Source organism: Paenibacillus beijingensis, assembly GCF_000961095.1.
Lineage (GTDB): Bacteria > Bacillota > Bacilli > Paenibacillales > Paenibacillaceae > Paenibacillus_O > Paenibacillus_O beijingensis.
Window position 1 is genome coordinate 2,287,501 of sequence record NZ_CP011058.1, and the last position, 21,718, is coordinate 2,309,218.

24 protein-coding genes, 2 rRNA genes and 1 riboswitch (1 of these 27 cut by a window edge) are annotated in these 21,718 nt (G+C 52.4%); of the genes, 24 read left to right on the forward strand and 2 right to left on the reverse strand.

Features of this window, described 5'->3' with window-relative positions; translation table 11 throughout:
* Positions 1–1,990 (forward strand): 23S ribosomal RNA (locus VN24_RS10250) (it extends 943 nt beyond the left edge of the window).
* 116 nt (positions 1,991–2,106) lie between these two features.
* Positions 2,107–2,223: ribosomal RNA gene (gene rrf, locus VN24_RS10255) — 5S ribosomal RNA — on the forward strand.
* Between the two features lie 165 nt (positions 2,224–2,388).
* Here the strand turns inward: rrf and VN24_RS10260 are convergent.
* Positions 2,389–2,922, reverse strand: coding sequence for a hypothetical protein (locus VN24_RS10260; protein ID WP_045670332.1), 534 nt, complete (start codon positions 2,920–2,922; stop codon positions 2,389–2,391).
* A 233-nt stretch (positions 2,923–3,155) separates the two neighbouring features.
* On the opposite strand from VN24_RS10260, the gene VN24_RS10265 reads away from it, so the two are divergent.
* From VN24_RS10265 to rsmI, 10 genes are all read left to right on the forward strand, one after another.
* The gene (locus VN24_RS10265; protein ID WP_045670333.1) at positions 3,156–3,347 is read left to right on the forward strand and encodes a sigma factor G inhibitor Gin; all 192 of its coding nucleotides are present in this window, start codon (positions 3,156–3,158) and stop codon (positions 3,345–3,347) included.
* 105 nt (positions 3,348–3,452) lie between these two features.
* Positions 3,453–5,033 (forward strand): aminotransferase class I/II-fold pyridoxal phosphate-dependent enzyme, encoded by a 1,581-nt coding sequence (locus VN24_RS10270; protein WP_045670334.1) that lies wholly within the window; start codon positions 3,453–3,455, stop codon positions 5,031–5,033.
* Between the two features lie 159 nt (positions 5,034–5,192).
* Complete coding sequence (gene tmk, locus VN24_RS10275; RefSeq protein WP_238590880.1) at positions 5,193–5,852, forward strand: dTMP kinase; 660 nt, start codon at positions 5,193–5,195, stop codon at positions 5,850–5,852.
* Between the two features lie 45 nt (positions 5,853–5,897).
* Complete coding sequence (locus VN24_RS10280; RefSeq protein WP_045670336.1) at positions 5,898–6,227, forward strand: cyclic-di-AMP receptor; 330 nt, start codon at positions 5,898–5,900, stop codon at positions 6,225–6,227.
* Between the two features lie 21 nt (positions 6,228–6,248).
* The gene (locus VN24_RS10285; protein ID WP_045670337.1) at positions 6,249–6,692 is read left to right on the forward strand and encodes a YaaR family protein; all 444 of its coding nucleotides are present in this window, start codon (positions 6,249–6,251) and stop codon (positions 6,690–6,692) included.
* Between the two features lie 20 nt (positions 6,693–6,712).
* Positions 6,713–7,690 (forward strand): DNA polymerase III subunit delta', encoded by a 978-nt coding sequence (gene holB, locus VN24_RS10290; RefSeq protein WP_045670338.1) that lies wholly within the window; start codon positions 6,713–6,715, stop codon positions 7,688–7,690.
* A gap of 4 nt (positions 7,691–7,694) precedes the next feature.
* Positions 7,695–8,498: a PSP1 domain-containing protein gene (locus VN24_RS10295; RefSeq protein ID WP_045670339.1), complete on the forward strand. Its 804-nt coding sequence runs from the start codon at positions 7,695–7,697 to the stop codon at positions 8,496–8,498.
* Positions 8,499–8,538: 40 nt separating this feature from the next.
* Positions 8,539–8,937, forward strand: a complete 399-nt coding sequence (locus tag VN24_RS10300) for an initiation-control protein YabA (protein ID WP_045670340.1) — start codon at positions 8,539–8,541, stop codon at positions 8,935–8,937.
* Between the two features lie 136 nt (positions 8,938–9,073).
* Positions 9,074–9,838 (forward strand): tRNA1(Val) (adenine(37)-N6)-methyltransferase, encoded by a 765-nt coding sequence (locus VN24_RS10305; protein WP_045670341.1) that lies wholly within the window; start codon positions 9,074–9,076, stop codon positions 9,836–9,838.
* Positions 9,838–10,731, forward strand: coding sequence for a 16S rRNA (cytidine(1402)-2'-O)-methyltransferase (rsmI, locus tag VN24_RS10310; protein ID WP_045670342.1), 894 nt, complete (start codon positions 9,838–9,840; stop codon positions 10,729–10,731). Before VN24_RS10305 ends, rsmI begins: the two co-directional genes overlap by 1 nt.
* Positions 10,732–10,863: 132 nt before the next feature.
* On the opposite strand, the gene VN24_RS10315 is transcribed toward rsmI, so the two are convergent.
* Positions 10,864–11,118 carry an AbrB/MazE/SpoVT family DNA-binding domain-containing protein gene (locus VN24_RS10315; protein WP_045670343.1) on the reverse strand — a complete coding sequence of 85 codons (255 nt, stop codon included), beginning with the start codon at positions 11,116–11,118 and terminating at the stop codon, positions 10,864–10,866.
* Positions 11,119–11,408: 290 nt separating this feature from the next.
* On the opposite strand from VN24_RS10315, the gene VN24_RS10320 reads away from it, so the two are divergent.
* The 12 genes from VN24_RS10320 (at position 11,409) to spoVG (ending at position 21,642) form a co-directional block, all read left to right on the forward strand.
* Positions 11,409–12,704, forward strand: a complete 1,296-nt coding sequence (locus VN24_RS10320; protein ID WP_045670344.1) for an HD domain-containing protein — start codon at positions 11,409–11,411, stop codon at positions 12,702–12,704.
* 127 nt (positions 12,705–12,831) lie between these two features.
* Positions 12,832–13,605: a TatD family hydrolase gene (locus VN24_RS10325; protein ID WP_045670345.1), complete on the forward strand. Its 774-nt coding sequence runs from the start codon at positions 12,832–12,834 to the stop codon at positions 13,603–13,605.
* Between the two features lie 182 nt (positions 13,606–13,787).
* Positions 13,788–14,012, forward strand: a riboswitch (cyclic di-AMP (ydaO/yuaA leader).
* Between the two features lie 243 nt (positions 14,013–14,255).
* Positions 14,256–15,392: a resuscitation-promoting factor gene (locus VN24_RS10335; RefSeq protein ID WP_045670347.1), complete on the forward strand. Its 1,137-nt coding sequence runs from the start codon at positions 14,256–14,258 to the stop codon at positions 15,390–15,392.
* Between the two features lie 145 nt (positions 15,393–15,537).
* A complete protein-coding gene (gene rnmV, locus VN24_RS10340) occupies positions 15,538–16,089 on the forward strand; it encodes a ribonuclease M5 (RefSeq protein WP_045673169.1) in 552 nt (183 codons plus the stop codon).
* The gene (gene rsmA, locus VN24_RS10345) at positions 16,082–16,996 is read left to right on the forward strand and encodes a 16S rRNA (adenine(1518)-N(6)/adenine(1519)-N(6))-dimethyltransferase RsmA (RefSeq protein WP_045670348.1); all 915 of its coding nucleotides are present in this window, start codon (positions 16,082–16,084) and stop codon (positions 16,994–16,996) included. Before rnmV ends, rsmA begins: the two co-directional genes overlap by 8 nt.
* A gap of 56 nt (positions 16,997–17,052) precedes the next feature.
* Positions 17,053–18,063 carry a sporulation peptidase YabG gene (gene yabG / locus VN24_RS10350; protein ID WP_082083710.1) on the forward strand — a complete coding sequence of 337 codons (1,011 nt, stop codon included), beginning with the start codon at positions 17,053–17,055 and terminating at the stop codon, positions 18,061–18,063.
* Positions 18,064–18,209: 146 nt separating this feature from the next.
* The gene (gene veg / locus VN24_RS10355; RefSeq protein WP_045670349.1) at positions 18,210–18,482 is read left to right on the forward strand and encodes a biofilm formation stimulator Veg; all 273 of its coding nucleotides are present in this window, start codon (positions 18,210–18,212) and stop codon (positions 18,480–18,482) included.
* Positions 18,483–18,564: 82 nt separating this feature from the next.
* Positions 18,565–18,747: a small, acid-soluble spore protein, alpha/beta type gene (locus VN24_RS10360; RefSeq protein ID WP_045670350.1), complete on the forward strand. Its 183-nt coding sequence runs from the start codon at positions 18,565–18,567 to the stop codon at positions 18,745–18,747.
* A gap of 155 nt (positions 18,748–18,902) precedes the next feature.
* A complete protein-coding gene (ispE, locus tag VN24_RS10365) occupies positions 18,903–19,757 on the forward strand; it encodes a 4-(cytidine 5'-diphospho)-2-C-methyl-D-erythritol kinase (RefSeq protein WP_045670351.1) in 855 nt (284 codons plus the stop codon).
* 84 nt (positions 19,758–19,841) lie between these two features.
* On the forward strand, positions 19,842–20,675 hold the full coding sequence (gene purR / locus VN24_RS10370) for a pur operon repressor (RefSeq protein ID WP_045670352.1): 834 nt from the start codon (positions 19,842–19,844) through the stop codon (positions 20,673–20,675).
* Between the two features lie 163 nt (positions 20,676–20,838).
* The gene (locus VN24_RS10375; RefSeq protein WP_045670353.1) at positions 20,839–21,225 is read left to right on the forward strand and encodes a RidA family protein; all 387 of its coding nucleotides are present in this window, start codon (positions 20,839–20,841) and stop codon (positions 21,223–21,225) included.
* Positions 21,226–21,354: 129 nt separating this feature from the next.
* Positions 21,355–21,642, forward strand: a complete 288-nt coding sequence (gene spoVG, locus VN24_RS10380) for a septation regulator SpoVG (RefSeq protein WP_045670354.1) — start codon at positions 21,355–21,357, stop codon at positions 21,640–21,642.
* Positions 21,643–21,718: the final 76 nt, after the last annotated feature.

A 21,718-nucleotide genomic window follows, 5' to 3' on the forward strand; every position in this document is an offset into this window, starting at 1 on the left:
TTACCAAGTCCAGTCAAACTCCGAATGCCATAGACGTAAGACCGGGAGTCAGACGGTGAGTGCTAAGATCCATCGTCAAGAGGGAAACAGCCCAGATCATCAGCTAAGGTCCCCAAGTGTGTGTTAAGTGGGAAAGGATGTGGAGTTGCCCAGACAACCAGGATGTTGGCTTAGAAGCAGCCACCATTGAAAGAGTGCGTAATAGCTCACTGGTCGAGTGACTCTGCGCCGAAAATGTAACGGGGCTAAACACACCACCGAAGCTATGGCATGTACCTTTTAGGTACTTGGGTAGGGGAGCGTTGAATGCGGGTTGAAGTCAGACCGGAAGGACTGGTGGACTGCATTCAAGTGAGAATGCCGGTATGAGTAACGAAAAGATGGGTGAGAATCCCATCCGCCGAAAGCCTAAGGGTTCCTGAGGAAGGCTCGTCCTCTCAGGGTAAGTCGGGACCTAAGGCGAGGCCGAAAGGCGTAGTCGAAGGACAACAGGTTGATATTCCTGTACCACCGTAATCCGCTATGAGCGATGGGGTGACGCAGAAGGGTAGTGACGCGAGCTGATGGAAGTGCTCGTCCAAGCAGTGAGGCTGGTTGATAGGTAAATCCGTCAACCGTTAAAGCTGGGCTGTGATGGGGAGGGAAAATTACAGTACCGAAGGTCATGTGCTCCGGCTGCCGAGAAAAGCCTCTAGCCAGGAGAAGGTGCCCGTACCGCAAACCGACACAGGTAGGCGAGCAGAGCATGCTAAGGCGCGCGGAGTAACTCTCGTTAAGGAACTCGGCAAAATGACCCCGTAACTTCGGGAGAAGGGGTGCCTCGGTAGGGTGAATAGCCCGAGGGGGCCGCAGTGAAAAGGCCCAAGCGACTGTTTAGCAAAAACACAGGTCTGTGCGAAGCCGTAAGGCGAAGTATACGGGCTGACGCCTGCCCGGTGCTGGAAGGTTAAGGGGAGCGGTTAGGAGCAATCCGAAGCTGTGAACCGAAGCCCCAGTAAACGGCGGCCGTAACTATAACGGTCCTAAGGTAGCGAAATTCCTTGTCAGGTAAATTCTGACCCGCACGAATGGCGTAACGACTTGGGCGCTGTCTCAACGAGAGATCCGGTGAAATTTTAATACCTGTGAAGATGCAGGTTACCCGCGACAAGACGGAAAGACCCCATGGAGCTTTACTGCAGCTTGATATTGGACTTGGGTACGATCTGTACAGGATAGGTGGGAGCCTAGGAAGCCGGAGCGCCAGCTTCGGTGGAGGCGCCGTTGGGATACCACCCTGATCGTACTTGAGTTCTAACCCGCTACCGTGAAACCGGTAGGGGGACCGTGTCAGGCGGGCAGTTTGACTGGGGCGGTCGCCTCCTAAAATGTAACGGAGGCGCCCCAAGGTTCCCTCAGAATGGTTGGAAATCATTCGCAGAGTGCAAAGGCATAAGGGAGCTTGACTGCGAGACCTACAAGTCGAGCAGGGACGAAAGTCGGGCTTAGTGATCCGGTGGTACCGAATGGAAGGGCCATCGCTCAACGGATAAAAGCTACCCTGGGGATAACAGGCTTATCTCCCCCAAGAGTCCACATCGACGGGGAGGTTTGGCACCTCGATGTCGGCTCATCGCATCCTGGGGCTGAAGTAGGTCCCAAGGGTTGGGCTGTTCGCCCATTAAAGCGGTACGCGAGCTGGGTTCAGAACGTCGTGAGACAGTTCGGTCCCTATCTGTCGTGGGCGTAGGAAATTTGAGAGGAGCTGTCCTTAGTACGAGAGGACCGGGATGGACGTACCGCTGGTGTACCAGTTGTTCCGCCAGGAGCACCGCTGGGTAGCCAAGTACGGACGGGATAAGCGCTGAAAGCATCTAAGCGTGAAGCCCCCCTCAAGATGAGATTTCCCAGTATGTAAGACCCCTGGAAGACGACCAGGTTGATAGGTTCGAGGTGGAAGCGCGGCAACGTGTGCAGCTGACGAATACTAATCGGTCGAGGGCTTATCCTAATGGGTTTTCCAAGTGAGGAAAACCGCAAGGCATATGATTCAGCTAAGGAAGCACAAGCAATCTTTCGCATCTAGTTTTCAAGGTGTAAAACCTTAACGTTCCGAAGAGGAACCCGTTTGGTGGCGATGGCGGAAGGGAACCACGCGTACCCATCCCGAACACGACCGTTAAGCCTTCCAGCGCCGATGGTACTTGGACCGCAGGGTCCTGGGAGAGTAGGACGTCGCCAAGCACGAGGAACCCGCTGCATTCGCAGCGGGTTTTTTGTTGTTCGGTTAAGTATATTGTCGTCCCTTTAAGTATTCGCTTTAAACGTTGATGAATTCGGTATATGATCTCAGAACAGAAATCGACATCAAGAAATAGAGTTCGGCAAGTTTCCGGAGAGGGAAAAGAGTTAGCGATGATAGAACGATATTTCCTGCCCGTCCATCTTCACGACCCCGTCTTTTCGCTGTTTTCGGAGACGGTAGGAAACAAACAGCCGGGGCGCCAGATACCAAATATGCCAGACGGATAAGCTGATCAGCAAAGATTCCGAACCCCACGGATAAAATAGAGCTATCATGCAAAATCCGAGCCAAAATGAATGCCGCTGCGTTTTTCGAAACAGTGCATTTTCAATCGGCAAACCGGGTAAATAACCTACAAAAGGAAGTCCGAGCCGCCATCCCCAGCGCCTGCTTCGAACGATTCCGGCTATGCGCAGCAGCGTCAAGCGAACGATCGCAAAGTGCAGGATCGGGACAATGAAAAAACCGGCAACCAGCGAGGCGGCGCCTGCCCAGGAATAGAAGGCCAGCAAAAATGCAGCAATGATTAACGCTGCGGCGTTATAGCTCCATACAAGCTCGCGTCGAATCGAGAGGCGCTGTATGAGCTGATATTGATATATTGTAGCTTCCTGCTGCTCAGAAAGCGGCTGCACCATTGTTTTCCCTCCACAAAAGTACGATACCATGTATTATCGGAAGGAAGGCGCTCAACTTGTAGAAACCGCATTAAATTTTACGGGTCAGGCACCAGCCGGCAAAACCGTTCATAGCTTATATAAAATCCTCTTGCATGGATCTGAAAGATTTTGCGGACGAGAGTGGAATAAAATGATAGAATGTCGGGAATACTAGTGCTAGCTGTATTTTGCGAAAGGCGGTAGAATCAAAAATGGGAGAAAACAGCGTTTGCCGTTGTATCATATGCGAGCAGCAGAAGCCTATTCATGAAGGAATACACATCGTGTCAGAATTTATTTGCGGCAGCTGCGAAGCCGAGATGGTCCGGACCGATGTAAAAGACGATAAATATCCGTTCTACGTTCACCAGCTAAAGCAAATATGGATGCAAAACAATGCATGAACTTTCTTTCGAAATCGATAGAAAGTTCTTTTTTTATTTTCGCCACATCGAGTCGATCTTTCGATACAATAGAAAAATATATTGAAATAAGAAAGGACGGGCCGTATGAATACGTTTGTCGCACCGCTGCTGGAGGCATTGATATTCCATCAATCGCGTAATCCGGTCAGCTTTCATGTGCCTGGCCATAAATACGGTACGATGCTGTCGGACGTGAACATAGGAAAAAGGGTACCGGAAACCGATACACCGGGAGCGACGAGGCTTAAAAGCTGGTTCGAGCAGATCATGAAGCTCGATGTAACCGAGCTTTCCACGACCGACGATCTTCACCATGCGGAAGGTGTCATTAAAGAGGCTCAGCAGCTCGCAGCGAGATGCTTCGGAGCGGAGGAAACGCACTTTTTAACCGGCGGAAGCACAGCGGGAAACATCGCGCTCCTTATGGCCGCTTGCAACCCCGGCGATATCATCATCGTGCAGCGCAATGTACATAAATCGGTGCTGAACGGACTTATGTTGTCCGGAGCGAGAGCGGTATTTATCGGATCGCAATTGGACAAGGAAAGCGGACAATATACGATCCCCGCTCTGGACACCGTACAGGAGGCGCTGCGGCGGTATCCGGAAGCGAAAGCGGTCTTTTTGACCAACCCGAATTATTACGGCATGTCGACCGGTTTGAAAAAGTATGCGGAGGCTGCACACCGCCAAGGTGCATTATTGCTTGTCGATGAAGCGCACGGTGCGCATTACGGCCATCATCCGGAATTGCCCCAGTCGGCCCTTCAGGCCGGAGCGGATGGTGTTGTTCAGTCGACTCACAAAACGTTAAGCGCGATGACGATGGGCGCAATGCTCCATGTGCAGGGACATCGGTTAAATCGTGCCGCGCTTTCCAATGCGCTGTCGATGATTCAAAGCTCCTCACCCTCATATCCTATAATGGCGTCCCTTGATATTGCCCGGGCAATATTGGATGCATTTGGAGAAAAATGGTTTGAAAAAGGGCTGAATGCCGCTTCATTCCTGCGAAATTGGTTGAATCGGAACGATCATCCGTTCATATTATTGGAACAAAGCGGCTCTTCCGCTTTTGATCAATTGGATCCATTGCGGATCGTAATACGCGATATGACCGGAACGCTGAGCGGGTATGAGCTGCTTAAACGTCTGGAAGAGAAAGGCTGCTGGGCTGAAATGGCCGACAACCGGCATGTCGTGCTTCTCATAGGAGCGGCTTGCGGGAACGATGAGGCGGTGCGTTTAACGGACGCCCTCATGGACATCGCTTCTGAATCCGGCTTGCGCATGGTAAAGGAAAACAGCTGCAAATCGACTGCATCGGCATTCGCTTCGACAAGCGCCGTTTTTTCGACGAATGCATTCGCTTCGACTAAAACCGTTATTGAGGCTGACATCACGGAACCGATCGCTTTTGAGCGGCGCAGTTTGACCGAAGCAGAAGTGATGACAGTGGCGGTCGAACACGCGGCAGGATACCGGTCGGCGGAACAAGTGACGCCCTATCCGCCTGGAATTCCGCTCCTTTATGCCGGTGAACCGATCACCGAAGGCAAGGTAAAGGCGCTGCGTATATTGTCGGATAGCGGCGCAAAATGTCAAGGAGCGGCGGATTCCAGCCTCCGGACGATACGGGTAATAAAACGCGAGACGAACAAGTAATCAGATCTTTACCCGCCTGGGCAGCCGCATTTATTTGAAGAAACTCCCCTTTATAAGAGCTCTTTTTTGGCGAAACTGTCAGGTTAGAGCTGTTTTTGTGCTATGATTTAGAGGGAGTTGCTTAGCAGTATGAATAACGGCGGTAAGGAGCGTCCAGCGTTGAATAATGGCATGTTGATTACGATAGAAGGCGGAGAGGGCGCGGGAAAAAGCTCGATCATCCAAGCGCTCGCCGCATATTTGGCCTCCAAAGGCGTGACCGCGGTAACGACGCGGGAGCCCGGGGGCATTCCGATTGCGGAGCAGATCAGAAACGTGATATTGGATCCGGCTCATGTGGGCATGGATGCCCGCACAGAGGCACTGCTCTATGCCGCGGCGCGCAGACAGCATCTTGTCGAAAAAGTGATTCCGGCGCTAAAGGAAGGCCGGTGGGTGCTGTGCGACCGTTTCATCGACAGCAGCCTGGCTTACCAGGGGTATGCCCGGGGACTCGGCATGGAGGAGATTATGGCGATTAATTCGTTCGCGATTGCCGAAACGATGCCGGATCTGACGCTGTATCTCGATGTTTCGCCGCAAACGGGCTTGAAGCGGATTGCCGAGGCAGGTGTCAGAGAAGTGAACCGGCTCGATCTGGAAACGATGACGTTCCATGAGCGGGTCCGCGAAGGATACCGGCAGCTCGTTCGGAAATTTCCGCAGCGAATCGTCCAGGTGGATGCCGAAGGGGCGCCTGAGCACGTATTAAACGAGGCGACCCGCGCTATCGAGCGGCGTTTTGAAGGAATATTTGCAGCGGGTGTCAAAAAGATATAGATACCGACAAATTCCGAAAGACCCATCAACCAGGAGGGATGAACGATGAAACTTGTTGTGGCGATTGTTCAGGATAAAGACAGCAACCGGCTTTCAAATGCGCTAGTCCGGGAAGGATTCCGCGCAACCAAGCTTGCCAGTACGGGCGGCTTTCTGCGGGCCGGAAACACGACGTTTATGATCGGGATCGAGGATGAACGGGTGCACGAGGTGCTGCATTGCATTCGTTCCAACTGCAAAGTCCGCGATCAGCTCGTCACGCCGGTTTCGCCGATGGGCGGAACGACCGAGTCGTATATTCCGTTCCCGGTAGAAGTGCAGGTTGGCGGGGCGGCGGTTTTTGTCGTACCGGTTGAACGTTTTGAACATTTCTAAAGCAATGGGTGTGAGCGGAAGATGAAAATTGATCCCGGCTTCAGGACGATTGGACAGGAGCGGACCCGAAGCGACGGCAGCGGCCGGCCGGCTGCGCCCAAAGCATTTGCCGATGTAATGCATCAGCACGATCAGGAGCGGACGCACGAAGAACTGCAGCAGAAGCTGCAGGATATACAGCTGCAGGGAGAGCGGCTGACCCGGTCGATGACGGTGCGTGAATTGAAGCTGTACCGCCATATGGTCAAGCAGTTTTTGGAGCTGACGGTGCGCAGAGGGATCGGGCTGAAGGAAGTACAGGCGATGGACCGCCGCGGCCGGATCAAACGCCATAAGCTGCTCGATGAAATTGACGAAGCGCTCGTGTCGATGGCCGATGAGCTGCTCGACAGCGAGCACGGACGAATCGAGCTGCTGCAGAGAGTCGGCGACATTAGAGGACTGCTCATTAATCTTTTGTTCTAAAAAAAGGGTGAAGAAGTACGATGAATATCGCAGCAGTGCCGGGACAGACGAAAGCGAAACGAATCCTGCAGTATGTGCTCAAAAGCGGTAAAGTATCGCATGCGTACTTGTTCAGCGGGCCTTCCGGAACGGGTCGAATGGCGCTCGCTCTGGCATTTGCCAAAGCGTTGTTTTGCACCGCAGGCGGCGATGACGCTTGCGGGGAGTGTCTGGAATGCCGCAAATTCGAGCACGGGAACCAGCCCGATCTGCACCGGGTCGCTCCGGATGGCGCTTCCGTCAAGCTGGGGCAAATTCAGGAGCTGCAGCGGGAAATGGCTTTTCGGACGACTTCGCAGCACCGGAAAGTTTACATTATGGAGCATGCGGAGACGATGACGGTGCAGGCGTCGAACAGCCTGCTGAAATTTCTGGAAGAGCCGCTGTCGCCGACGGTTGCCATTTTGCTGACGGACAATCCGCTCGCCGTGCTGCCGACCATCAGGTCCCGCGCTCAAATCATTCCGTTTCTGCCGTTTCCGCCGGAACAAATGCTGCAGGAGCTCGTGAATGAAGGCCAGCCGCATCTTCTTGCGCGCGCTGCCGTTCATTTGGCGTCCGGCATTGACGGCGCCCGCCAGTTAATTCAGCAGAATGGGTTTGCAGAAATGAGAAACGTAGTGATACAATTAGGCAAGGAGGGCTTGACCCGATTCACCGCGGCGATGATTACCGCCCAGCAGCGTCTGTTCAAGACGGAGCTGGGAGAGCAATCGGAGCTGTTCCTGTCATTATTGTTGCTGTGGTTTAAGGATATGATACATTTTCAGGCCGGCAGGCAGGAAAAGATGGTTTTTATAGATCAGAGCGAATGGATTGGCACCCATGCTTTCGCTCACTCGGTCGATTATTGGGTGGAATGTATGGAGCATACGCTTGAAGCCGGCAAACGGATCGCCGCCAATGTGGCGCCGCAGCTGGCCGTTGAGCAATTACTGGTGAATCTACAGGAGGGCTAAGTTCTTGTACAATGTCGTCGGTGTCCGCTTTAAGAAAGCGGGCAAGATCTACTACTTTGATCCGGTCGAGCATCCCGTTGACAAAGATCATTTCGTCATTGTCGAAACGGCACGAGGCATCGAATACGGCAAAGTGGTAGTGGGACAGAAGCAAGTCGGTGAATCGGATGTTGTCCTCCCTCTGAAGAAAGTGATTCGCATTGCCGGCGAGAGCGACGCACAGGTGGTGGAAGAGAATAGAAATGCCGCCCAGAATGCGTTCGGCACTTGCCTGGACAAAATAAAAGCCCATCAGCTAAAAATGAAGCTGGTCGATGTCGAATTTACGTTCGACCGCAACAAAATCATTTTTTACTTCACCGCTGAGGGGCGAGTCGATTTTCGTGAGTTGGTCAAAGACTTGGCCAGCGTATTCCGTACCCGGATCGAGCTGAGACAGATCGGTGTCCGCGACGAGGCGAAGATGCTGGGGGGCATCGGACCTTGCGGACGGATTCTCTGTTGTTCGTCGTGGCTCGGCGATTTCGAGCCGGTGTCGATCAAGATGGCCAAAGACCAAAACTTGTCGCTTAATCCGACGAAGATATCCGGATTGTGCGGGCGGCTGATGTGCTGCCTGAAGTACGAGCATGACAACTACGAGAGCACCCGGGAAGAGATGCCTGCGATCGGCAAGATCGTAATTACGTCTTACGGAGAAGGCAAGGTGACCGGAATTAACGCCTCATCCAAGTCCGTATACGTGCAATTGTTTGAAACGGGCGGCAAGCCGAAAGAGCTTCCGCTTGACGATGTAGTTCTGAAATAGTGAGAACGCAAGCTATGCTTGAAAGCTCTGGGGTGAAAACTTGGAGAAAAAAGACCTTTTCTTGCAGATGAATGAGCTTGAAAACCGGCTTGGCGGCATCCACGGGGAGCTGGGCTTAATGAAGCAGCTTGTGAAGCAGCTGCTGGAAGAGAATAAAAAGCTGTCGATCGAAAATCAGCAGCTGCGCGACGTGCTGAAGCGGGAGACGTCTCCGAAACCGGAGCCGGTCAAATCCGCTTCGGCCGCACGCCGCAGTTCATCTCCGGCAGGAGCTGCTTCGGTGACGGAAAGCGCGGCTGCGGACAGCGGTGCGGTTGGGGAGGGCTATGACAATCTGGCCCGGCTGTACCACGAGGGGTTCCATATTTGCAATGTCTATTATGGGCACCTTCGGACGGAGGGCGATTGTTTGTTCTGCCTTTCTTTTCTGAATAAATAGCTTTCATTTCAAGGACCCTTATAGGGTCTTCTTTTTTGTCATCGTTTACTTAGCTTTCAACGCGAAACCTTTTTGTTCGGCGAATAAGTCGGCAATAGCCGTTTTTGCTTGACGAACGGAATGAAAGGAAGGCAAAATGTCGAATATTGAAAATGAGCTGCTGCCGAGCGAGCGGCTCGATGATCTGCTGACCCACCAATTGCGCATTATCCAGAGCAGGGAAGTGTTCAGCTTCTCGATGGATGCGGTGCTGCTCGCCCGGTTTGCGGGCGTGCCCCGCTACGGCCGGATAGCGGATTTGTGCACGGGCAACGGGGTTATTCCGCTGCTGCTGACGACCCGTACGCAGGCGAAAATCGACGCGGTCGAAATTCAGCCCCGGCTGGCCGATATGGCAAGGCGGAGCGTAAGGCTCAACGGGCTCGAGGAGCGGATTACGATTGTAGAGGGCGACCTGCGTGATTATCCGAAGACGGCCGGTTACGGCGTGTATGATGCCATCACGGTCAATCCTCCTTATATGCAGGGGAACAGCGGCGATACGAACGAAAATCCTTACTATGCGATGGCGAGACACGAAATGCACGGCACATTGGAGCAGATTGTCGAGGCATGCGCAAGGCTCGTCCGTACCGGGGGCAAGGTTGCCATGGTGCACCGCCCCGAGCGGCTCGCGGATATTATCGTATCGATGCGGAAATGGAAGCTGGAGCCGAAACGGCTGCGCTTTGTCCACCCTTATGCCGAAGCGGGGGCGAACATGGTGCTCATTGAAGCGGTGCGGGACGGAAAACCGGCGGTCAAGGTGCTTCCGCCGCTCATCGTGTACAACAAGGACCGCCGCTATGAACGCGAGCTGATGGAAATTTATTATGGACCGGAAACGGGGAATGATTCGTGATGCATGTGCAAAAGAGCTTTGCCGCCGCAGAAACGCAGCGCAGCGGCACGTTATATTTGGTCGGCACGCCGATCGGCAATCTGGAGGATATGACCTTTCGTGCGGTGCGGACGTTAAAGGAAGTTTCGCTGATCGCGGCCGAAGATACCCGCCAGACGCGCAAGCTGCTGACGCACTTTGACATTTCAACCCGGCTAGTCAGTTATCATGAGCATAACAAAGAGCGGAGCGGCAGCGGGCTGCTTTCGCTGCTGGAAGAAGGAAACAGCATCGCCCTTGTGAGCGATGCCGGAATGCCGGCCATTTCCGATCCCGGCAGCGATCTGGTGCGGGACGCGGTCCTGCGCGGAATTGCGGTCGTTCCGGTGCCGGGCGCGAATGCCGCCTTGTCTGCGCTTGTCATTTCCGGCCTGCCGACCGAAAGATTCACGTTTGCCGGGTTTCCGCCACGCGAACGCAAAGAGCTGCTTCAGTGGCTGGCGTCGCTCGAACAGTTGGAAGGCACATTAATCGTCTACGAATCGCCTCATCGAATCGTCAAAACGCTTGGAGCGATGCTGGAGCAATGGGGGGAGCGCAACATCGCGATGATCCGCGAGCTGACGAAGCGTCACGAGGAGGCGGTCCGGGGCGGCATATCCGATTGCTTGACGTGGCTGGAGCAGCATCCTCCGCTTGGCGAATATTGTTTGGTCATCGGGGAAAGAAGCGAGGAGCAAAAAAACGAAGCGATAGGGCCGCCCTGGTGGGAGAAGCTGAGCCTCGAAGAGCACGTCCTTCATTATGAAGCGGAAGCCGGGGACCGCAAGGAAGCGGTCAAACGGGCTGCACAGGACCGCGGCCTGCCGAAGCGGGAGGTTTATAATGAAGTGATGAAGAAGAAAGCGGATTAAGCAGATGAGGGCGGTCATCCGGCCGACAAAAAAAAGACCTTCCTGAGCCGTGATTCAGCGCAGGAAGGCAATAAAGGAGTATAAAAAGGTTAGAATTACCGAATATCGCAAATTAATTATAACCGATCTTTCTTATTTTGTCACAGGGGTAGGCATTTCAGAAAGACAAGTATTGCAAACAATTTTGCCTTTGAAGTAGGCTACGTTTTCGGCGTTGCCGCAGAAAATGCAGGCAGGCTCGTATTTTTTGAGCATGATGCGCTCGCCGTCCACGTAGATTTCGAGAGCGTCCTTCTCGCCGATGCCAAGCGTACGGCGAAGCTCAATCGGAATGACAACACGTCCCAATTCATCAACTTTACGAACAATACCAGTAGACTTCATCATAATCTATCGTTTCCCCTTTCAATAATTGTGTTCGCCATCGTTCGACATGGTTTTACTTTTTATGATTTTTATAATACCAACCATTCCCATAATAGTCAACCTAAAATATTAAAGAAACTAGAGAGAAACACTGGAAATATGTTAAGAAATAAGGTTTTACAGCTCTATCACTCTTGTAAAATGATACTTTACAATTGCTCCATTTGGAAATTATTTTACGACATTAATCGACAAATGTCTTGAGATGATGTCGAAACAGAAGCTAAAATATTCGACAAGAGGTGAGATCGATGCAGCTGGCAGAAGAGAAAGTGTTTAAGGATCCCGTTCATAAGTATATTTACGTCCAGGATCAGATCGTTTGGGACTTAATCAATACGCCGGAATTTCAACGGCTGCGCCGCATCCGGCAGCTTGGAACGTCCTATCTGACTTTTCATGGAGCCGAACACAGCCGGTTCTCGCATTCGCTCGGCGTCTATGAAATTACGCGTAAAATCATCTCGCAGTTTGAGCGGAGCGGATACGCCGATTGGCCCCGGGAAGAAAAACAAGTGACGCTTTGCGCTGCCTTGCTGCATGACCTGGGTCACGGTCCTTTTTCACATTCGATCGAAGAAGTGTTTGATACCCATCATGAAGATTGGAGCTGCGAAATCGTGCTCGGAGATACGGAAGTGAACCGGGTGCTGCGCAGGGTCGATGACCGTTTCCCGGAGCAAGTGGCCGCCGTCATACGCAAGACGTACCCGAAACCGATTGTCGTTAATCTTGTGTCAAGCCAGATGGATGCCGATCGTATGGATTATTTGCTGCGTGATGCGTACTTTACAGGCGTGAATTACGGAACGTTTGACTTGGAGCGGATCTTGCGGGTGCTGCGTCCATATCGGGGACGGATTGTGGTGAAAGAAAGCGGCATGCATGCGGTCGAAGATTATTTGATGTCCCGCTATCAAATGTACTGGCAAGTTTATTTTCATCCTGTAACCCGCAGTTCGGAAATTATATTACGGCACATTTTTCGGCGGGCAAAGGAGTTGTACGGAGCAGGGTATCCATTCCAATGGCTGCCGATGCCGATGAAGCGGATGTTGGAAGGTTCTCTCGATGTAGCGGATTATTTAAAGCTCGATGAAGCGCTTGCACAGACTGTTTTTGCCGCTTGGAAAGAAGAGCGCGACGTTATACTTGCCGATTTATGCAGAAGGTTTCTAAACCGACAGCTGTACAAATATATAACCGTTGACAAAGAAAATGAAACACTCGTGAAGCAGCTTTGTTCGGAATTAACGGAAGCGGGATTAAATCCGGACTATGGACTGGAAATTGATTCTCCTTTCGATCTTCCTTATCATGTGTATCGTCCCGATTCCGGATCGTCGGATGGCGGCGTTAGCGAAAAACCGCCGATTTTGCTCCTTGACGGTGAGGAAAAGGTGACGGAAATTTCGCTTCGTTCCGACATTGTGCGCTCGATTACCGGTTTGCATCGGGGCATGTATCATTTATATTATACGGAGGAGGAACTGCAAAAAATCGCTCCCCGTTTAAACGAAAAAACCCGCAACCGGTTCAGACTATGAATCCGTTTGCAAACCATCGAGAAAATCACTCTTATTATAGAAGAAAGACAAAAGTAAATAAAGTGAAAATATCCAAAAAATGTATTAATTTTTGTCTCTCTCCACTCTAGCAAAAAGGAGTCGTTTTATGATGAATTTAATCGACACGCATACCCATTTGGACAACCCGAAATTCGACAATGACCGTGAAGCGGTAATCGAAAGAGCGCAGGCGGCAGGCGTTACGAAACTGCTGAATGTCGGCTTCAACCGCGAAACGATTCCGACAACGATAGCGCTCGCCGAAAAATATCCGTTTATTTATGCCATCGTCGGCTGGCACCCGGTGGATGCAATCGAGATGAGAGAAGGGGACCTGGAATGGATCGAGGAGCTGACCGCTCACCCGAAAGTGGTTGCAGTCGGGGAAATCGGGCTCGATTACCATTGGGACACGTCCCCCAAAGACGTCCAACAGCGGGTATTCCGCGAACAAATCCGGCTTGCCCGCAAAGTGGGCAAACCGATCGTCATTCATAACCGCGACGCTCATGAGGATGTCGTCCGTATATTGCGGGAAGAAAAAGCGGAGGAAGTCGGAGGCGTGATGCACTGCTTCTCCGGCAGCTGGGAGACTGCGCGCAAATGCCTTGATATGAACTTCTATATTTCGTTCGGCGGACCGGTCACGTTCAAAAATGCGAGAGTGCCGAAAGAGGTGCTGGCCAAGGTGCCGCTTGACCGTCTGTTGATCGAAACGGACTCCCCGTATCTTGCTCCCGATCCGTATCGCGGGAAACGAAATGAGTCTGCATATGTCACCCTCGTGGCGCAGGCTGCAGCGGAAATAACAGGAAAAAGTAAGGAAGAAATTACAATTTTAACTACTGAAAATGCTACAAATTGTTTCCGCTTGAAATGAAAACCGGTGAAATTCGAAGAGAAAATTACCTTTAAGTCGTTAAAACTGATTTTCCTTGCGAAAACTGCTCTGAAATTCCGCATTTTTCTTTAAATTTGCCTTAAATCGTCTTTAATCTGTTCTTTACAATGGGTGCATGAAGAATGTATGATTCATTTCAGAGCTTTGAATATTGTATTGGATTTCCAATTTCGCTTAATCTCCCGGCAGGGAGAGCGGGGGAACCAAACGATGGTTCGCACTTGATTGTTTGCATCGTACATAGAGATGCGAAAGGCAAGGGCCGTGTCGGTAAATTCCTTGGGGTGAATTGCAAGTGTTGCCACGAGCAGGGCAATGACTTGCATAGGGCAGCTCTCTTAGCCCGAACCCGGCAGCTAACCTCGCAAGCGCATAAAAGAGAGATCAACCTCGTGCATCCACTTTCCTAGTTTTGGCGTGACTAACCCGGGAAGCCACGAAACAGATCCTCTGTCGACGGCTTCTTTTTGTTTGAATATTGGCTAAACCGTCGACATAGGGTTAACGTAGGAGGTGGGAGAGGTTGATAAATGGAGCGTGTTTGCTCACACGCCAATAACCCAATAGTTACCGTCCTAATTAATCATGCGTAACACTAGGCGGCGGGACTATGAAGGAGGACCGAAGAAGTGGGCGCAATTCCGTTAAAGGACACCCATGTAAAGCGATCATCCAGCATGTCTTTCGCAAGGCGATGGAAGCATGAAAACCTGCGTTTGATTTTACTTAGTGGAATCATCTCAATCGCGATGATATTCATGTTATTGGTGTTGTTGTACGGATCGTCTGAGAAGCACGTATCCGTCGTGTTGAATGGACAAGAAACCGTTGTGAGCACGAAGCAAGGAGTCCTGCAACGCCTACTGGATGAACAAGCTATTACGGTCGGACCGCACGATAAAGTTTCCGTTCCTTTGGACTCGAAGATCAGCGATGGAGACAAGATCATTATCGAGCTGGCGATTCCGATTACCGTAAAGGCTGATGGCAAGACATCAACAGTATATACGACAGAGAAAACCGTGGAGTCAGCGATCGGGGAGTTAAATATTACACTTCGCGATCTCGACAAAATTACGCCTTCGCTCGGAACTGTACTGAAACCGAATACAACGGTGAAAGTGGTGCGGGTCGACAAGAAGATTTCGCACACTGAGCATGAAATTCCGTTTAAAGTTGTGAAGACAACAGATGCAACGATGGAAAAGGGTAAATCGAAGATGATAACGGCCGGAAAGAACGGTCATATCGTCAAAAGTTTTGAGCATATTTTTGAAGACGGGGTTCTCGTTTCCACAACCCTGGTCACCAAAGTCGTTGAAAAATCGGTCGTCAACAAAGTTGTGGCGGTCGGTACGAAGAAAAAGCCTCAAGTATCGGTTCTAAGCGCATCCCCGGAATTTGGCTCCATTACAGCTAAAGGGTTCAAAGCACGCAAAACGCTGAACAATGTGACGTTAACCGCCTATACGGCAGGAGTGGCGTCCACAGGAAAAAGCGCAAGCCATCCCCAATACGGCATTACCGCCTCCGGCGCCAAAGTCAAGGAAGGAAGGACGATCGCGGTTGATCCCGACGTTATTCCGCTCGGCTGGTGGGTTTACATTGAAGGCATCGGCTTCCGGCGCGCCGAAGATACCGGCAGCGCGATCAACGGCAATAAAATCGACGTCTATTACGAGAGCGAATCGTACGCGAACAAGTTCGGAAAAAAACGCGGGTATACCGTCTACGTGCTTGGACCGACGAAACCGAGTTCAAGCTAGCCATTTTGCCGTCTTTGAAGCGTCCTTAGAATGATCTCGTGATTTATTCATATCGTATTTCGGAATGGAATATGCCAATATAAGAAGAGGCGAAGCCTCTTCTTTTTGCGTGTACAGCGATAACAAGGGAGTGGAATTAACCGTCATGATTAAGGAAGTCATCGTGGTCGAAGGGAAGGACGATACGGCCGCCATCAAACGGGCGGTTGAAGCCGATACGATCGAGACGAACGGTTCGGCCGTCGGCGAAGAAGTGCTGAAGAGGATCGCACTGGCGAAGGAAAGACGGGGCATCATAATATTCACGGACCCCGATCATGCCGGCGAGCGCATCCGCAAAATCGTCTCCCAGCGCGTTCCGGGCTGCAAGCATGCGTTTCTTCCGCAGGAAGAGGCGCTTTATAAAGGGGATATCGGGGTGGAAAACGCTTCGCCGGAGGCGATCCGCAGAGCCCTCCGCAGCGTGCGCACGGAAGCCGAAGGAGGAGCCGGCGAAATCAGCTGGGACGATCTCGTGAAGGCGGGGCTGATCGTCCATCCCGACGCGGCCCGCAGAAGGCTGCTGATGGGCAATTTGCTCGGAATCGGCTACGCCAACGGCAAGCAATTTTTTAAACGGTGCACCAGCTTTCGGATTACAAAAAGCGAATTCGCGGCGGCGCTGCTGACAATGGAGGAGGAAAGAAGTCGTGAGTGAGCAGGATACAAGCGGGGGCGGACGCCATTCCAAACCGGCCGAGGTGGCGACGCCGAAGCGGACACAGGACATTATTAAGCGGCACGGCTTTTCGTTCAAAAAAAGCCTGGGCCAAAACTTTTTGATCGACAGCAATATTTTGCGCAAAATCGTCGCGGCAGCAGGCCTGGACAAAAGCAAGGGAGCCCTTGAAATCGGGCCCGGTATCGGCGCGCTGACCCAGCATTTGGCCGAGGAGGCTGCCGTCGTGACGGCGGTGGAGATCGACGAGAGGCTGATCCCGATTCTGGGCGAAGTGCTGTCGGATTATGACAACGTAGAGATCGTGCACGGCGATGTGCTGGGGCTTGATCTGCACGAGCTGTTCCGCAGGCGGTATGCGGACGTCACCGGGGTAAGCGTCGTCGCGAACCTGCCTTATTACGTGACGACGCCGATTCTGATGAAGCTGCTGGAGGACAAGCTACCGCTCGAGCATATCGTGGTGATGATCCAGAAGGAAGTGGCGGAGCGCATGGCGGCGTCGCCGGGAAGCAAAGCTTACGGCAGCCTCAGCGTCGCCGTCCAGTATTATTGCGAACCGGAGCTGGTCTGCATCGTGCCGCATACGGTGTTCATCCCCCAGCCGAACGTCGATTCGGCCGTCATCAAGCTCAGCCTGCGCAAGGTGCCGGCGGTTCAGACGCCGGACGAAGCGTTCTTCTTCCGTACCGTTCAAGCCAGCTTCGCACAGCGCCGCAAGACGCTGTGGAACAATTTGCAGTCCTGGATCGGCAAGGACAAGCGCGAGCTGCTTGAGCGTGCGATGACGCAGTCCGGCATCGACCCCATACGCCGGGGGGAAACGCTGTCGCTGGACGAATTTGCGAAGCTCAGCTTCGCGCTGTACGAAGCGGGAATAAGATAAGCGAGTCACCAAACCCTCCTTACGCCCATAGGATAGCTCTTAGAGGTGATTTGCCCATGAAGCAGGGAGATTTGGTCATCCGCAGCTCATACGGCGGGGACGTTGTTTTTCGAATCGAGTCGTTATTCGCCAATTCCGCTGTCATTAAAGGGATCGACTACCGTTTGCTTGCGGATGCTCCGGTTGCCGATTTGTCGATTGTGGACGATCCGGATCAGACGGCTGCGTCGCGGCAGGTGCGGTTGAAAGTATACGAGACGACGAAGCGGATGCGCGAGGGCATGGCACAGCAGTCTTTGGAAGCCGATTTTAACCGCCGTGACAGCTCGCCGGACGCTTCCAGCTCGTCTTATTTTGAAATACCCGGTAAAGTGCTTCATCTGGACGGGGACCCGAATTATATGCGAAAAAGTATGGAGCTGTATACGCAGCTGCGCGTCCCCGCTCACGGCATCTACGCTCACGAGTCGCAGATGGCCGATCTGCTGTACCGCATGCTCCCTCAAGTCAAACCGGACATCGTCGTCATCACCGGCCATGACGGACTGCTGAAGCACCGGCGCAGCACCGAGCTGTACAGCTTGAGCAGCTACAAAAACTCTCAGCATTTCGTCAACGCCGTCGGCGTCGCCCGCGAGTATGAGAAAAACAAGGATGGCCTCATTGTCGTTGCGGGGGCGTGCCAGTCGCATTATGAGGCACTGCTGCAGTCGGGCTCGAATTTTGCCAGCTCCCCGGGGCGAATCCTGATCCATGCGCTCGACCCGGTCTATATCGCGATCAAAGCGAGCTATACGTCGATCCGCGAGCCGGTTCAGCTCGGCGACGTCATCCAAGGCACGATCAGCGGCATTGACGGCATCGGCGGCATCGAGACGCTTGGCCGCTACCGGATCGGTCTTCCGAAGCCGAAAATGTCTGCGGTCTCAGAGACCCAATCCTTTTCTGCCGCTGGGCCTCAGCCGTCAGGTCCTTCTATGGTCAATCCGGCCGTGCCGCCGCAAGCGGTGCCCGTGCAAGCGCCTTATCCGCCGTATGCGCCGAAGCCAAACAGTTATTATGTGTAAGACGCAGTAAATTATACCGGATAGACCCAAAAAAAGCTGACAATACCGTTGACAAAATCTTTAGACTGCTGATATAATATTTTGCTTAATTTGACAACCACCCTTTTCTTAGGTATAATGGACAAGGAAAGAGGTGGTAGTGGACAATGGCAAAAAATGCGCTGTTGGAAATCAAACGCAGTTTGGAAGCCCACGTAGGTGCCAAAATTCGTCTTCGAGCAAACGGTGGCCGTCGTAAGACCATCGAACGTACCGGCGTTCTGGAAGAAATCTACCCATCTGTTTTCATCGTCAAGCTGGATCAGGAGCAGCATGCGTTCAAGCGCGTCTCATACAGCTACGCGGACATTTTGACCGAATCGGTTGAAGTCACGGTATGCAACGACGACGGTCAGGTACGCATTAACTATATCCAGTAAAAATAAATAAGTCTCCATTGGGGAAAGATAAGTACGGATCCAAACAATCCGTACTTTTTTTTGTATTAAGGAGGGACGGCGAATGAGCCGCAGACGTCGCAGCGTGATGTCCGAACAATTGAAGAATGAGCTCGCGAAAGATCTCGGATTTTACCATACCGTCCAGCAGGAAGGCTGGGGCGGGATTCGCGCCAAAGACGCCGGCAATATGGTGAAGCGCGCCATTCAGCTGGCGGAACAATCGGCGGCCAAGAATCAGCGGTAAAGGCCGGGCGGTTTTTCCGTGTAACGGAGTTAATGTGCAGCCGGGAGAGCGGCGTTTTCTCAGACAGAGAAGAACCGCTCTTTCCGGCTGTCTTCGCTTTTCTGCCACCTGTTTGCTATAATGGATGCAGCTAAATCTACGAACGGGTGAACGATGTGAAAATATACGAAAAAGCGCCTGCCAAAATTAATCTATTGCTGGATGTGTTGCGCAAGCGGCAGGATGGATACCACGAAGTCGAAATGATTATGACGATGGTAGATTTGGCCGATCGTCTGGAGATGGAGGAGCTGGGCCGCGACGCCATTATCATTTCCAGTCAGGCCGGCTATATTCCGCTCGATGAGAAAAACCTCGCCTTTCAAGCCGCACGGCTGATCAAGGAGCGTTATGACGTCCGCAAGGGCGTTTATATCCACCTCGACAAGAAAATTCCCGTCGCCGCCGGCCTTGCAGGCGGAAGCAGCGATGCCGCCGCGGCGCTGCGCGGTCTTAACCGGCTCTGGAAGCTGAATATTCCGACCAGTGAGCTGTGCCGTCTCGGCGCCGAGCTTGGCTCCGACGTGCCGTTCTGCGTGACGGGGGGAACGGCGCTGGCAACCGGCAGGGGCGAAGTGCTGCAGCATATCGATAATCCCCCGCAATGCTGGGTCGTGCTGGCCAAGCCTCCGATCAACGTTTCCACCGCGGATGTATACGGGCGCTTCCGGGCCGATGAGGTGCGGCGGCATCCTTCGCTGAGCGGCATGATGAATGCGATTAAACAAGGATCGCTGCACGGGGTATGCAGCGAGCTCGGCAATGTGCTCGAGGATGTGACGCTTTCACTCTACCCGCAGGTGATGCAGCTGAAAGAAAGCATGCAGCGGCTCGGTGCCGACGGCGTGCTGATGTCGGGAAGCGGGCCGACCGTATTCGGGCTTGTATCCAAGGAAGCGAAGCTGGCCCGTATTTACAACGGACTGCGCGGTTTTTGCAAAGAAGTGTATGTGGTAAGAATGCTGACATAAATAAGCGGTTTTTCTTGATTAAATCCGTATAAAGATGTTATATTGACATTATATTATTCGGATTTAGGGCGGAGGGAACAAACCGTGAAGAAGCTAAAGCGCAGCGCAAGATTGGTTGAGATGACTCAATACCTGTTAAACCGCCCCCATACGTTAATTTCGCTTACAGCGTTCGCCGATCGTTATCAATCCGCCAAATCGTCGATCAGCGAGGATTTGGCGATTATTAAAGAGGTTTTCGAAGAAGAAGGCATCGGTGAACTGCACACGCTCGCCGGAGCGGCCGGCGGGGTTAAATATATACCGAAGATGACGACCACAGCGGCGGTCTCGATTATGCACAACATCTTTCGCCAGCTGGAACAGCCGGAGCGCGTCCTGCCGGGCGGCTATCTGTATATGACGGATATGCTCGGACAGCCGGAGCTGCTGCACGATGTCGGGCGCATCTTTGCCACCGCTTTCGCCGACCGCAGCATCGATGTCATTATGACCGTCGAAACGAAAGGCATTCCGCTTGCCTACGCGACCGCGACCTGCCTGAATCTGCCGGTTGTCATCGTGCGCCGGGACAACAAGGTGACCGAAGGGTCGGCGGTGAGCATCAACTATGTTTCCGGCTCCAATAAACGGATCCAGACGATGTCGCTGGCCCGCCGCGCGCTGAAGGAACGTTCCCGCGTCCTTATTATCGACGACTTCATGAAAGCGGGCGGTACCGTGCAGGGGATGATGGATTTGCTCTACGAGTTTAATGCCACGGTTGCCGGGGTCGGCGTGTTTGTGGAATCCGGAGAAGTCGGCAGCGAGGACCGGCTGCTGGAAGATTATATTTCGCTGGCGAAGCTGACCGCCGTCGATATGAAGACGAAACAAACGACGGTTGTGCTCGGCAATTATTTTGACGATAAAGTGTAAAGAAGAGGCACGAATGCATTCGCTTTTGTAGACGGATTTTTACCTTATCTAGCCGATAAGTTGAAAAATCCGTCTACAGGTGCGAACGAAACGGACATGCCGTATATTACGCCAACGCTTTATTATTTTTTTTCCAATTCTACCAAAGAGAGGAACGTTAAAAATGAAATTGCAACCCATTGAAGCGAAACAGGCTCCGGCCGCGATCGGACCGTATTCACACGCGATCAAGATGGGCGGTTTGCTGTTCACGTCGGGACAAATTCCGCTGCTGCCTAGCGGAGAGCTGGTAGAGGGCGGCATTGAGGAACAGACGCGTCAAGTGTTCCGCAATTTGGAAGCTGTTCTGCAGGCGGGGGGAGCTTCGCTGTCCAGCGTCGTGAAAGCGACCGTGTTTATGAAAGATATGAACCAGTTCGCAGCGGTCAATGCGATTTACGGCGAATACTTCGGCGATCATAAGCCGGCCCGTTCGGCAGTGGAAGTGGCGCGTCTGCCGAAAGACGTTCTTGTCGAAATCGAAGTCATTGCCACGACCGATGTCGAATAGCGGCGGGACATCCATTTTTCCAAAAATTTTTTCCTCCTAAAGCATTAAATTACCAGATTTAAGAAGGATTTTGCATAAATTTGTGGAAGTATACACCAAGTCTTCTTAAGGCAAAGGTGGTGAACACAAGTGCAAATTACCGATGTCAGACTCCGCCGCGTAAATTCGGAGGGACGCATGAAGGCCATCGCTTCCATTACCATTGACAATGAATTTGTTGTTCATGACATCCGCGTGATCGACGGAAACAATGGGATGTTTGTTGCGATGCCGAGCAAGCGTACGCCGGATGGAGAATTCCGGGATATCGCCCATCCAATTTCTTCTACGACCCGGGAGAAAATCCAGGCAGCCGTTCTTGCAGAGTACGAACGTGCGGCAACCGATGATGCGGTTGCGATTGAAGAAGGCGCCTAAATTGTTCCAACATATTCAGCAAAGTAAGAATACTTAGTGGGGAGAGCTAAAGCGCTCTCTCTTTTCTTTTGTTCTG

Excerpts from the sequence above, each read along its gene's own strand:
- rsmI (WP_045670342.1), top strand. The coding sequence starts at position 9,838 with ATGCATGTGCAAAAGAGCTTTGCCGCCGCAGAAACGCAGCGCAGCGGC.
- VN24_RS10375 (WP_045670353.1), top strand. The coding sequence starts at position 20,839 with ATGAAATTGCAACCCATTGAAGCGAAACAGGCTCCGGCCGCGATCGGA.
- VN24_RS10285 (WP_045670337.1), top strand. The coding sequence starts at position 6,249 with ATGAAAATTGATCCCGGCTTCAGGACGATTGGACAGGAGCGGACCCGA.
- VN24_RS10325 (WP_045670345.1), top strand. The coding sequence starts at position 12,832 with ATGATGAATTTAATCGACACGCATACCCATTTGGACAACCCGAAATTC.
- VN24_RS10265 (WP_045670333.1), top strand. The coding sequence starts at position 3,156 with ATGGGAGAAAACAGCGTTTGCCGTTGTATCATATGCGAGCAGCAGAAG.
- VN24_RS10260 (WP_045670332.1), bottom strand. The coding sequence starts at position 2,922 with ATGGTGCAGCCGCTTTCTGAGCAGCAGGAAGCTACAATATATCAATAT.
- VN24_RS10360 (WP_045670350.1), top strand. The coding sequence starts at position 18,565 with ATGAGCCGCAGACGTCGCAGCGTGATGTCCGAACAATTGAAGAATGAG.
- holB (WP_045670338.1), top strand. The coding sequence starts at position 6,713 with ATGAATATCGCAGCAGTGCCGGGACAGACGAAAGCGAAACGAATCCTG.
- VN24_RS10280 (WP_045670336.1), top strand. The coding sequence starts at position 5,898 with ATGAAACTTGTTGTGGCGATTGTTCAGGATAAAGACAGCAACCGGCTT.
- VN24_RS10270 (WP_045670334.1), top strand. The coding sequence starts at position 3,453 with ATGAATACGTTTGTCGCACCGCTGCTGGAGGCATTGATATTCCATCAA.
- veg (WP_045670349.1), top strand. The coding sequence starts at position 18,210 with ATGGCAAAAAATGCGCTGTTGGAAATCAAACGCAGTTTGGAAGCCCAC.
- VN24_RS10315 (WP_045670343.1), bottom strand. The coding sequence starts at position 11,118 with ATGATGAAGTCTACTGGTATTGTTCGTAAAGTTGATGAATTGGGACGT.
- VN24_RS10305 (WP_045670341.1), top strand. The coding sequence starts at position 9,074 with ATGTCGAATATTGAAAATGAGCTGCTGCCGAGCGAGCGGCTCGATGAT.
- VN24_RS10320 (WP_045670344.1), top strand. The coding sequence starts at position 11,409 with ATGCAGCTGGCAGAAGAGAAAGTGTTTAAGGATCCCGTTCATAAGTAT.
- yabG (WP_082083710.1), top strand. The coding sequence starts at position 17,053 with ATGAAGCAGGGAGATTTGGTCATCCGCAGCTCATACGGCGGGGACGTT.
- rnmV (WP_045673169.1), top strand. The coding sequence starts at position 15,538 with ATGATTAAGGAAGTCATCGTGGTCGAAGGGAAGGACGATACGGCCGCC.